Annotated in this window: 6 protein-coding genes and 1 rRNA gene; all 7 read left to right on the forward strand. The window is 67.0% G+C overall.

Going from position 1 to position 12,076, the window contains the following annotated elements; all coding sequences use genetic code 11:
• The first annotated feature begins 135 nt into the window (after positions 1–135).
• The 7 genes from rrf (at position 136) to ACO6VM_RS10280 (ending at position 12,001) form a co-directional block, all read left to right on the forward strand.
• Positions 136–251 (forward strand): 5S ribosomal RNA (gene rrf / locus ACO6VM_RS10250).
• Between the two features lie 121 nt (positions 252–372).
• Positions 373–3,855 carry an exodeoxyribonuclease V subunit gamma gene (gene recC, locus ACO6VM_RS10255; protein WP_401059586.1) on the forward strand — a complete coding sequence of 1,161 codons (3,483 nt, stop codon included), beginning with the start codon at positions 373–375 and terminating at the stop codon, positions 3,853–3,855.
• Positions 3,852–7,523 carry an exodeoxyribonuclease V subunit beta gene (recB, locus tag ACO6VM_RS10260; RefSeq protein WP_422403230.1) on the forward strand — a complete coding sequence of 1,224 codons (3,672 nt, stop codon included), beginning with the start codon at positions 3,852–3,854 and terminating at the stop codon, positions 7,521–7,523. Before recC ends, recB begins: the two co-directional genes overlap by 4 nt.
• Positions 7,520–9,595: an exodeoxyribonuclease V subunit alpha gene (gene recD / locus ACO6VM_RS10265; RefSeq protein WP_401059590.1), complete on the forward strand. Its 2,076-nt coding sequence runs from the start codon at positions 7,520–7,522 to the stop codon at positions 9,593–9,595. The genes recB and recD overlap by 4 nt, the downstream gene beginning before the upstream one ends.
• A gap of 68 nt (positions 9,596–9,663) precedes the next feature.
• The gene (locus tag ACO6VM_RS10270; protein WP_401059592.1) at positions 9,664–10,239 is read left to right on the forward strand and encodes a YfiR family protein; all 576 of its coding nucleotides are present in this window, start codon (positions 9,664–9,666) and stop codon (positions 10,237–10,239) included.
• Positions 10,236–11,504: a diguanylate cyclase domain-containing protein gene (locus ACO6VM_RS10275; protein ID WP_390970274.1), complete on the forward strand. Its 1,269-nt coding sequence runs from the start codon at positions 10,236–10,238 to the stop codon at positions 11,502–11,504. The genes ACO6VM_RS10270 and ACO6VM_RS10275 overlap by 4 nt, the downstream gene beginning before the upstream one ends.
• A 38-nt stretch (positions 11,505–11,542) precedes the next feature.
• Positions 11,543–12,001 (forward strand): OmpA family protein, encoded by a 459-nt coding sequence (locus ACO6VM_RS10280; protein ID WP_401059718.1) that lies wholly within the window; start codon positions 11,543–11,545, stop codon positions 11,999–12,001.
• The last annotated feature ends 75 nt before the right edge of the window (positions 12,002–12,076 follow it).

A 12,076-nucleotide genomic window follows, 5' to 3' on the forward strand; every position in this document is an offset into this window, starting at 1 on the left:
ATATAACACCCAAGCAATTTGCGCGTAAGCCGAATTGTGGTGGTGAAGACGAAAGACCCGAAAGTTCGCAACATCACAAATCACATATCCGAATTAGCCAAGAGTGTTCACAAGACATTCTGGGCAACCGAATTTCTTGACGACCATAGAGCATTGGAACCACCTGATCCCATCCCGAACTCAGCAGTGAAACGATGCATCGCCGATGGTAGTGTGGGGTTTCCCCATGTGAGAGTAGGTCATCGTCAAGATTCATTTCGCAAAACCCCTATCTGCGCATGCAGGTAGGGGTTTTGTCTTTTCCGGATCGGAAAAGATCAACCCCGTGATATGGTTCCCCACCATATTCGCCCGCCTTCACGAGAGCGCCCAATGGCCAACACGACCTCACTGCACCCAGGTTTCATGATCGTCCAAGGCAATCGCCTGGATGACTTGCGCAATCTGGTGGTGAGTGTGATGCGCCGCTTTCCCTTGGCACCGCTGGAAAACGAAATCGCCCTGGTACAGAGCAACGGTATCGCCCAGTGGCTGAAACTGGCGTTGGCCGAGGATCCGCTGGACGGCGATCTGGGCGGCTGCGGCATTGCCGCCGCGATCGACGTGCAGTTGCCCGGCAGCTTCATGTGGCAACTGTACCGAGGGGTGCTGGGCCGCGATGAAATCCCCGAAGTGTCGCTGCTCGACAAAGCCCCCCTGACCTGGCGCCTCATGCGCCTGCTGCCGGAGGTCATCGAGCGCCCGCACTTCGAGCCCCTGCGCCGCTTCCTCACCGACGACAGCGACCTGCGCAAACGCTATCAGCTGGCCGAACGCCTGGCCGACCTGTTCGACCAATACCAGGTCTACCGTGCCGACTGGCTCAAGGATTGGGCTGCCGGGGACCATGTGCTCAACACCGCCCGCAGTGAACGCAAGCCGCTGGCTGCCGGCAACCGCTGGCAGGCCGAGCTGTGGCGAATCCTGCTCGAAGACGTAGGCGAAGAGGGCATGGCCCAGAGCCGCGCCGGTGTGCACCAGCGCTTCATCGAACGCATCAATAGCCTGGAACAAGCGCCCGCTGGCCTGCCCGCCCGATTGATCGTGTTCGGCATCTCATCGCTGCCGGCACAGATCCTCGAGGCCATGGCCGGTCTGGCACGCTTCAGCCAGGTACTGCTATGCGTGCACAACCCCTGCCGCCACCACTGGGGCGACATCGTTGCCGACAAGGATCTGCTGCGCCACCAGTACAAACGCCAGCAGCGCAAGCAAGGCATGCCCATGCTGCTGGACGACGAGCTGTTGCACCAGCACGCGCACCCGCTGCTGGCCGCCTGGGGTAAGCAGGGCCGTGACTACATCAACCTGCTCGACAGCTACGACGACCCCGGCAGCTATCAGGCCGTGTTCAGCGATGGCCGCATCGACCTGTTCAGCGACGGTGACCCCAAGACCCTGCTCAACCAGCTGCAGGACGACATCCTCGAACTTCGCCCCCTGGCCGAAACCCGCGAGCAATGGCCCCAGGTGGACCCTGCCAAGGACCGCTCCGTGCGCTTCCATGTGGCCCACAGCCCGCAGCGCGAAGTCGAGATCCTGCACGACCAGCTGCTGGCCCGCTTCAGTGCCGACCCCAGCCTGCGCCCGCGCGACATCATCGTCATGCTCCCGGCCATCGACACCTACGCCCCGCACATTCGCGCGGTGTTCGGCCAGCTGGAGCGCAGCGACCCACGCTATATCCCGTTCACCCTGACCGACCAAGGCCAACGCGGCCGCGATCCCTTGCTGATCGCCCTCGAACACTTGCTGAAGCTGCCCGACAGCCGTTTTGCCGTGAGTGAGGTACTCGACCTGCTGGACGTACCGGCAGTGCGTGCCCGCTTTGCAATCGAGGAAAGCGACCTGCCCACCCTGCACCGCTGGATCGAGGGCGCCGGCATCCGCTGGGGCCTTAACGCCCGGCAACGCGCCACGCTCGGGTTGCCCGAGGGCCTGGAGCAGAACAGCTGGCGTTTCGGCCTGCGCCGAATGCTGCTGGGGTACGCGGTGGGCGTAGGTGAGGGCTGCGATGGCATCGAGCCCTACGACGAGATCGGCGGGCTCGATGCCGCCCTGATCGGGCCGCTGGTTGCCTTGCTCGACGCCCTGGACATCGCCTGCCAGGCACTTTCGCAGCCGGCCACGGCCACGCAATGGGGCGAGCGCCTGCATGCGCTGCTGCAGATCTTCTTCCTGGCCGAAAACGAGCATGACGAACTGCTGCTGGTGCAGCTCCAGGACCTGCGCGACACCTGGCTGGAAACCTGCGAGGCGGTCAGCCTGCAAGACCTGCTACCGCTCACCGTGGTTCGCGAGGCGTGGTTGTCGGGCCTCGACCAAGGCAAATTGTCCCAGCGTTTCCTCGCAGGTTCGGTGAACTTCTGTACCTTGATGCCCATGCGCGCCATCCCGTTCCGGGTGGTCTGCCTGCTGGGCATGAACGACGGCGACTACCCGCGCGCGCAGCCACCCCTGGACTTCGACCTGATGGCCAGCGACTACCGCCCAGGCGACCGTTCGCGCCGCGAGGATGACCGCTACCTGTTGCTCGAAGCGCTGCTGTCGGCGCGTGACCAACTGTACGTCAGTTGGGTCGGGCGCAGCATCCGCGACAACAGCGAGCGCCCAGCCTCGGTGCTGATCGGGCAGTTGCGCGATCACCTGGCCGCCGGCTGGCAACTGGCCAACGCCAAACCAGGGCAGAAGGACGATGCCGGGCAACAACTGCTGCATGCCCTGACCCAGGAGCACCCGCTGCAACCGTTCAGCCAGCGCTATTTCCAGAAAGGCAGCCCGCTGTTCAGCTTTGCCCATGAGTGGCTGGTCCTGCATCAGGACGCCGCAGAGGCCCAGGCAGCCCATGCCCCGTTGTTGCCCTACAGCAGCGATGAGCCATTGAGCCTGATGCAGTTGCAGGATTTTTTGCGTCACCCCGTCAGGCACTTCTTCAGCCAGCGCCTGAAAGTCTACTTCGAAGCCCTGGAAGCACCCACGCCGGACGAAGAACCCTTCGCCCTCGACGCCCTGCAACGCTACGGCCTGAGTGAAAGCCTGCTGGGTGCCGCCCTGGCCGAGCCGGATAACCCCGAGCAGGCGCTGCAGGCCCAGGCCCGCCGCCTGCAAGCCTGCGGCCTGCTGCCGCTGGCCGGGTTCGGCGAGGCGTTGCAGGCCGAGCTGATCGAGCCCCTGCCAGACCTGCTGCAACGCCATGGGCAATTGCTGCAGCGCTGGCCAACGCTGGTGGAAGGCGCCTTGCCGATCCACTTCGAACACGGCCTGCACCGCCTCGAGGGCTGGCTGGGCCGGGTCTACCAGGCCGACGACCAAAGCCTGCTGAGCATCGCCACCGTGCCCAACACCCTCAGCGCCGGGCGCAACAACCGCAAGTGGCACCGGCTGATCCCGGCCTGGGTCATGCACCTGGCCGCCTGCGCCTCGGGCTATCCGTTGCACAGCGCCCTGGTGGCCAGCGACCTGACCCTGCTCCTGGCGCCGTTGCCGCAAGGCCAGGCCGCCGAACGGCTGGGCGAACTGCTGGTGGCGCGCCAGGCCGGGATGAACGCCCCCCTGCCTGTCGCGGCCAAGACGGCTTTCGCCTGGCTGGCCCAGGAAGACCCGGACAAGGCGCTTGCCGCCGCCGCCCGCGCCTACGAAGGTGACGGCCTGATCAGCTACGGCGAGCGCAGCGAAAGCCTCGCCCTGGCCCGCCAGTACCACGACTTCGCCGCGCTGGTACTGGATGAAACCTTCGAAGGCTGGTGCGAAGCCCTGTACCGCCCCCTGTTCGCAGCGCCCTGGCAGACCCTCGGCAACCCGGAGAGCGCCCAATGAGCCAAGCCCGCCCGCTGGCCTTGAGTTTCCCCCTGCACGGCAGCCAGCTGATCGAAGCCAGTGCCGGCACCGGCAAGACCTTCACCATTTCGGCGCTGTACCTGCGGCTGATCCTCGGCCACGGCGGCGAGCAGGGCTTTGCCCGCGAGCTGCTGCCCCCGCAGATCCTCGTGGTGACCTTCACCGACGCCGCCACCAAAGAGCTGCGTGAGCGCATCCGCGCTCGCCTGGCCGAGGCGGGCCGGTTTTTCCGCGGCGAGCTGGACGACGCCGACCCGCTGCTGCACCAGCTGCGCGACGAGTATCCACAGGAGCATTGGCCACGCTGTGCCAGCCGCCTGGAGATCGCCGTGCAGTGGATGGACGAGGCCGCGGTATCGACCATCCACGGCTGGTGCCAGCGCATGCTGCGCGAGCACGCCTTCGACAGCGGCAGCCTGTTCACGCAAAGCCTGGAAACCGACCACAGCGAGCTGCTCGGCCAGGTCATGCGTGACTACTGGCGGCGCTTCTGCTACGGCATGCGCGGCGAGTCCCTTGCGTGGGTGCGCGGCAACTGGGGCAGCCCCGATGCACTGCTGCCCCGCATCCGGCCCTTGTTCGGCCGGGTGCGCAGCGAACAGCACGACCAAGACCCGCAACAACTGATCGAAGCGACCCTGCGCGAGCGCAGCGAGCAACTGCGCCAGCTCAAGGCGCCATGGGCCGCCTGGGCCGATGAACTGCAGCAGATCTGCCGCGACGCCGTGGCCGCCAAGCAGGCCGACGGCCGCAAGCTGCAGGCGCGCTACTTCGAGCCCTGGTTCGACAAGCTCAAGGCTTGGGCTGGCGACGATCAAGCCATGGACCTCGACCTGGGCACCGGCTTTACCCGCCTGACCCCCGACGGCATGGCCGAGGCGTGGAAGGTCGGCGAGCCGCCGAGCCATCCAGCCCTGCACGCCATGCAAACCCTGCGCGAGCAATTGCAGGGGCTCGCCAGCCCCGAGGTGCGCGTGCTGGAACATGCCGCCGCCTGGGTCTCGGCCCGCTTCGAAGTGGAAAAGCGCCGCCGCGCCGAAATGGGCTTCGACGACATGCTGCTGCGCCTGCAGCATGCGCTGGCCAGCGAGTCCGGCGAGCGCCTGGCCGGGTTGATCCGCGAGCAGTTCCCAGTAGCGCTGATCGACGAATTCCAGGACACCGACCCGGTGCAATACGGCATCTTCGAGCGCATCTATCGCATCACCGAGAACAACCCGCAAACCGGCCTGTTCATGATCGGCGACCCCAAGCAGGCAATCTACGCCTTCCGCGGCGCCGACATCTTCACCTACCTGGCTGCCCGCCGCGCCACCGCCGGGCGCCTGCACAGCCTGGACACCAACTACCGCTCAAGCCAGGCCATGGTCGCGGCCGTGAACCGTGTCTTCCTGCAGGCCGAGGCGCGTGCTCAAGGCCGTGGCGCCTTCCTGTTCCGCGCCCATGGCGACAACCCCTTGCCCTTCGTCGAGGTCCGCGCCAAAGGCCGCAGCGAACAGCTGCAGATCGACGGCCAGCCCACTGCGGCGTTGCACTGCTGGCATCTGCAAAGTGACGAGCCAGTGTCCAACACCCTGTATCGCCAACGCCTGGCCGCCAGTTGCGCCAGCCATATCGTCGCCGTGCTCAACGGCGGCCAGCAGGGCGTCAGTGGCTTTGCCGGCAGTGACGGCACACTGCGCCCGTGCCTGCCGTCCGATATTGCCATCCTCGTGCGCGACGGTCGCGAAGCGCAGTTGGTCCGCGCCGAGCTGGCGGCCCGCGGGGTGCGCAGCGTCTACCTGTCGGACAAAGATTCGGTGTTCGCCGCCCAGGAAGCCCACGACCTGCTGGCCTGGCTCAAGGCCTGCGCCGAGCCGGACGTCGAGCGCATGCTCAAGGCCGCCCTGGCCAGCCTGACCCTCGGCCTGCCGCTGATCGAACTGGAACGCCTGAACCAGGACGAGCGGGTCTGGGAAGACTGGGTCATGCGCTTTCGCCGTTACCGCGAGATCTGGCAGCGCCAAGGCGTATTGCCGATGCTGCGCCGCCTGCTGCACGACTTCCACCTGCCGCGCAGCCTGATGGCGCGCACCGACGGCGAGCGGGTGCTGACCAACCTGCTGCACCTGGCCGAACTGCTGCAGCAGGCGGCCGGCGAACTGGATGGCGAGCAGGCATTGATCCGCCACCTGGCCGAGCACCTGGCCAACGCCGGGCAGGCCGGCGAAGAGCAGATCCTGCGCCTGGAAAGCGACGAGCAGTTGGTCAAGGTGGTGACCATCCACAAATCCAAAGGCCTGGAATACCCCCTGGTGTACCTGCCGTTCATCTGTACCAGCAAGCCGGTGGATGGTTCGCGCCTGCCGCTGTCCTGGCATGACGACGACGGCATCGCGCACCTCACGCTCACCCCCGATGCACAGCAGGTCGAACGTGCCGACGACGAGCGCCTGGCAGAAGACCTGCGCCTGCTCTATGTCGCCCTGACCCGTGCCCAGCACGGTTGCTGGCTGGGTGTCGCCGACCTCAAGCGCGGCACCCAGCGCAGCTCGCAATTGCACCGCTCGGCCCTGGGTTACCTGCTCGGTGGCGGCCTGCCACTGTCGGCGTCCAGCCAACTGGGCGAGTGGCTGCAGGCCCTGGCTGCGAACAGCCCGGCCATCATCAGTGGGCCGCTGCCCGAGGCCGACGAGCAAAGCTACCGCACCCCCGCGAACGACAGTGAGCTGTTGCCGGCACGCAAACCTCGACGGGCCGCCGCCGAGCAGTGGTGGATCGCCTCCTACAGTGCGCTGCGTGTCGGCGATCAGACGCTCATCGCCGACAGCTCCCAGGCCCAGCAACTGTTGGACGACGAAGCGCTGGACAGCCAGCTGCTGCGCGAAGTGCCGGCCGAGTCCGGTGATATCCACCGCTTCCCCCGTGGCCCCAACCCCGGCACCTTCCTCCATGGCCTGCTCGAATGGGCAGGCCTGGAAGGCTTCGCCGCCGTGAGCAGCCAGCCCGAGCTGATCGAGCGCACCGTCGGCCGGCGCTGCAACCGTCGCGACTGGGCCGGCTGGATCCCCACGCTCAGCCAGTGGCTGCAGCAGATGCTGGTGCAGCCCATGCCGTTGCAGGGCGCTACCCTGCAACTGGCGGCGCTGAGCCAGTACCAGATCGAGATGGAGTTCTGGTTTGCCAGCCATCAGGTCGATGCCGTGCGCCTCGACCAGCTGGTGGTTCGCCATACCCATGACGGCGCCGCGCGCCCGGCGCTGCAGCCGACCCAGCTCAACGGTATGTTCAAAGGCTTCATCGACCTGGCCTTCGAGCTGGACGGGCGCTACTACGTGGCCGACTACAAATCCAACTGGCTCGGCCCCGACGCCCAGGCCTATGGCGCACTGGCCATGGAGCAGGCGATCCTCGAGCACCGCTACGACCTGCAGTACGTGCTCTACCTGCTGGCCCTGCACCGACAGTTGCGCGCACGCCTGCCCGACTACGACTACGACCGCCATGTCGGCGGTGCCCTGTTCATCTTCCTGCGCGGCACCCACTCGGCCGGCCATGGTCTGTATCACGCCCGGCCGCCACGCGCGCTGATCGAAGCCCTCGATGCGCTGTTCCGTGGCGAGCACGCGCCCGCGCAGCAGGATCTGTTTGCTGGAGCCACGCCATGAGCCGCAGTCTCGACGACCTTCTGCCGACCCCACTGCAGGCCGAGCACCTGAGTGCCCTGGCGCCACTGCACGACAGCCACGACCTGCTGGCCCTGCTCGACCGCTGGGTGGAGCGTGGCTGGCTGCGTGCGCTGGACCGGGCTTTCGTCGGCTTCCTCGAAGAGCTCGCCCCAGGCAGCGATCCGTTGGTGCTGCTGGCGGCGGCGCTGGCCAGCCACCAACTGGGCCACGGCCATGTCTGCCTCGACCTTGCCCAGACCCTGGCCGAGCCGGACTTCGCCCTGTCGCTGCCGCCGGAAGGCGATGCCCTGGCCGGGCCGCTGCTGCTGCCTTCGCAGTTGCTGGCCAGCCTCGACCTGGACACCTGGTTGCAGCGCATCGACCAAAGCCCCTTGCTGGCAGCGGGCGGCAGCCGCGCACAGCACACGCGGCCATTGGTGCTCAGCGGTGAACGTTTGTACCTGCGCCGCTACTGGGCTTATGAGCGGCGCATCGACGGCGCATTGCACGAGCGCCTGGCCCGTCAGCAGCCGTTGCAGGCAGACCTGTCGGCGCGCCTGGCGCAGCTGTTCGAAGGCGGTGCCCCCGGCAGTGAAGTGGACTGGCAGAAACTTGCCTGCGCCCTGGCCACCCGTGCCGGTTTCAGCGTCATCACCGGCGGCCCCGGCACCGGCAAGACCACCACGGTCGTGCGCCTGTTGGCCCTGCTGCAGGCTCCGGCGGTAGAGCAGGGCCGGCCCCTGCGCATTCGCCTGGCGGCGCCCACCGGCAAGGCCGCGGCGCGCTTGACCGAGTCCATCGGCCAGCAGGTCGAGCGGTTGCAGGTCGACAGCACGGTGCGCGCGCAGATCCCCACCGACGTCAGCACCGTGCACCGCCTGCTCGGCAGCCGCCCGGGCTCGCGCCACTTCCGGCATAACGCAGGCAACCTGTTGCCACTGGATGTGCTGGTGATCGACGAAGCGTCGATGATCGACCTGGAAATGATGGCCAACCTGCTCGACGCGTTGCCCCCCAATGCGCGGCTGGTATTGCTGGGCGACAAGGACCAGTTGGCCTCGGTGGAGGCGGGGGCGGTGCTGGGCGACCTTTGCCGCGACGCCGAGGACGGCTGCTACTGGCCGCAGACCCAGGCCTGGCTGGAGCAGATCGGCGGCCAATCGCTGGCCAACAGCGGCCTGAAGCCGGGCGAAAGCCCGCGCAACCCACTGGCCCAGCAGATCGTCATGCTGCGCCATTCCCGGCGTTTCGGTGAAGGCAGCGGCATCGGCCAGCTGGCACGGCTGGTCAACCGCCAGCAGGCCCCCGAGGCCCGCGCACTGCTGGCCAGCAAGCCCGATGACGTGTTCTGCCTGACCCTCGGCGGCGAGCACGACAAGCGCTTCGACCGCCTGCTGCTCGAAGGCCTCAACCGCGGCGCCGAAGGCCCCCAGGGCTATCGCAGCTACCTGCGCAACATCGGCCGCCTGCGCCCGCCACCGGGCACCCCGGCAGAGGATCCGCGCTGGGAACAGTGGGCCGGCGAAGTGCTGAGCCGTTTCGAGGACTTCCAGCTGCTGTGCGCGGTGCGCAAGGGCGCCTGGGGCGTGGAAGGCCTGAACCAGCGGGTGGAGCGGGTGCTGCACAATGCCGGGCTGATCGACAGCCAGCAGCTGTGGTACGAAGGGCGCCCGGTACTGGTAACCCGCAACGACTACGGCCTCGGCCTGATGAACGGTGATATCGGCATCGCCCTGCGCCTGCCCGATGACCAGGGCCAGGCCCCGCTGCGCGTGGCCTTCCCGCGTAACGACGGCAGTGGCGGGGTGCGTTTCGTCCTGCCCAGCCGCCTGAGCGAGGTGGAAACCGTGTTCGCCATGACCGTGCACAAGTCCCAGGGCTCGGAGTTCAGCCACACCGCGCTGGTGCTGCCCGACGCACTCAACCCGGTGCTGACCAAGGAGCTGGTGTACACCGGCATCACCCGGGCCAAGCACTGCTTCAGCCTGATCGAGCCGCGCAGTGGCGTGTTCGAGGAGGCTGTGGGGCGCAGGGTGCGACGTGTTTCGGGGCTGATGCTGGAACAACTGTGATACGGGCGTACCACGTTGCTGTGCTATCGTTGCGGCATTATCTGGCAACTTTTTGAGAGATTTCCCACATGACAGTGGCTGTCTCGGTTTTGAGGCGGGTGAAGGATTGCGCGCGCTCGCTGCTGATGGCCACGCTGTTGCTGACCGGCGTGTGCGCCCAGGCGCTGGCCGGCGAGCCGAGCGCGCAGGCGCAGCAACGGGCCAAGGCCGTGACCCAGGTGGTGCTGGGCATCCTCAGCTATGCCCGCTGGCCCGCCGAACCCAACCCCCTGCGCCTGTGCCTGGTCGGCCCCACCGAATACGCCGACGACCTGATCAAAGGCACTGTGCAGAGTTCCGGGCAGCCACTGCAGGTGCGCCGCCTGCTGGCCGGCAATGCCAGCCTGGCCAGTGCCTGTGACGCCGTTTACATCGGCAAGCTCGAACCCGGCGAGCGTGATCGGCTGTTCCAGGCAATCAGTGGTCACCCGGTGCTGAGCATCACCGAAGCCGACGACCCCTGTACCGTGGGCAGCCTGTTCTGCCTGCGTGTCAGCGATCAGCAGGTGGCATTCGACGTCAACCTCGACTCGGTGGCGCGCAGTGGCGTGCGCATCCACCCCAGCGTGCTGCAGTTGTCGCGGCGGCGGGCGGCGCAGCCATGAGTGGCCCTGACCAGCGCATGCCCCGGCCGACGCTGCGAGCGGCGCTGGGGCGTGGCCACCTGGGCATTGCCCTGCTTGCCGCCGGCCTGGCCGGGGTGCTGGTGACCCTGCTCGGGGTGGCCGCCTTGCGCGTCTATGCCAACCACAACCTGCATTTGATCGCCCGCTCCATCAACTACACCGTCGAAGCCGCCGTGGTGTTCGACGACAGCCCAGCGGCCAACGAGGCACTGGCGCTGATCGCCGAGACCGAAGAGGTGGCTGAGGCCAAGGTTTTCGATAACGATGGCAAGCTGCTCGCCCACTGGCAGCGCGATGACCGAACCCTGATGGCACAGCTGCAAAGCCAGGTGGCGCGGACCCTGCTGGAGCAGCCGGTCAACCTGCCGGTGCAGCACAAGGGTCAGAAGGTCGGGCATGTCGAACTGGTCGGCCAGGGCGGCAGCCTGTTGCGCTTCCTGCTCAGTGGCCTGGTCGGGATCCTGCTGTGCACGGTGCTCAGTGCGCTACTGGCGTTGTACCTGTCGCGCCGGCTGTTCGCCGACATCATCCGCCCGCTGCGCCACCTGGCCAGCGTGGCCCACGCAGCGCGCCGCGAACGCAGTTTCGACCGCCGTGTGCCGCAAACCCAGATCGCCGAACTCAACGAACTGGGCAATGACTTCAATGCCCTGCTCGACGAACTGGAGGTCTGGCACAGCCACCTGCAAAGCGAAAACGAAACCCTCGCCCACCAGGCCAGCCACGACAGCCTCACCGGGCTGCCCAACCGCGCCTTCTTCGAGGGCCGGTTGAGCCGCAGCCTGCGCAATGCCGAGCGCCTGGCGCTGTTGTTCCTCGACAGCGACCATTTCAAGCAGATCAACGACAGCCTCGGCCATGCCGTGGGTGACGAAGTGCTGATCACCATCGCCAGCCGGGTGCGCGCGCAATTGCGTGAGCATGACCTGGTGGCGCGCCTGGGCGGCGACGAGTTCGCCGTGCTGCTGGCGCCGCTGCAGGCGCGTGAAGATGCCCAGCGCATCGCCGAGAAGATCATCGCCAGCATGCAGCTGCCGATCCTGCTGGAGGATGGCACCCGCATCACCAGCTCGCTCAGTGTCGGTATCGCCTATTACCCGGACGACGGCCACGACCCGGCCAGTCTGCTCAATGCCGCCGATGCGGCGATGTACCAGGCCAAGCGCAAGCGCCGTGGCCATTGGCAAGTGGCGCAGACGGAACGCTGCGCCACGGATGTAAAAAGCACAGGAGCTGAACCGTGATCGACCGTTTGCTATCGCTGCGTTTGCCGTTGTTTGCCATGGCCCTGGCCCTGCTCGCCCTCGGCGGCTGCCAGAGCGTACCGCCCAGGGGCCTGACTGCGGAGCAGGTGGCCGTGCTCAAGCGCGAAGGCTTTGCCCCTATCGATGAGGGCTGGGCCTTCGACCTGTCCGGCAAGGTGCTGTTCGGCAGCGACCTGGACGGCCTCAACCGCCAGAGCGAGGACATCGTCGAGCGCATCGGCAAGGCCCTGCTGTCGGTGGACATCCAGCGCGTGCGCATCGACGGCCACGCCGATGCCTCGGGCAAGGCCGCCTATAACCAGCAGCTGTCCGAACGCCGCGCCCAGAGCGTGGCCAAGGCGCTGGCCGGCATCGGCATGCAGCCGCAGAACATCCAGACCCGCGGCCTGGGCAGCAGCCAGCCGGTGGCCGACAACCGCACCAGCGCCGGGCGCATGGAGAACCGCCGGGTGTCGATTGTGGTGGCGTCGGACTGAACGCTGCGTGGTACCCATCGCGGGGCAAGCCCGCTCCCACGTTGAGTTGTTAATACCGGCGTGGGAGCGGGCTTG

The organism is Pseudomonas sp. GZD-209, assembly GCF_049310485.1.
GTDB lineage: Bacteria > Pseudomonadota > Gammaproteobacteria > Pseudomonadales > Pseudomonadaceae > Aquipseudomonas > Aquipseudomonas sichuanensis.

Excerpts from the sequence above, each read along its gene's own strand:
- ACO6VM_RS10270 (WP_401059592.1), top strand. The coding sequence starts at position 9,664 with ATGACAGTGGCTGTCTCGGTTTTGAGGCGGGTGAAGGATTGCGCGCGC.
- recB (WP_422403230.1), top strand. The coding sequence starts at position 3,852 with ATGAGCCAAGCCCGCCCGCTGGCCTTGAGTTTCCCCCTGCACGGCAGC.
- ACO6VM_RS10275 (WP_390970274.1), top strand. The coding sequence starts at position 10,236 with ATGAGTGGCCCTGACCAGCGCATGCCCCGGCCGACGCTGCGAGCGGCG.
- ACO6VM_RS10280 (WP_401059718.1), top strand. The coding sequence starts at position 11,543 with ATGGCCCTGGCCCTGCTCGCCCTCGGCGGCTGCCAGAGCGTACCGCCC.
- recC (WP_401059586.1), top strand. The coding sequence starts at position 373 with ATGGCCAACACGACCTCACTGCACCCAGGTTTCATGATCGTCCAAGGC.
- recD (WP_401059590.1), top strand. The coding sequence starts at position 7,520 with ATGAGCCGCAGTCTCGACGACCTTCTGCCGACCCCACTGCAGGCCGAG.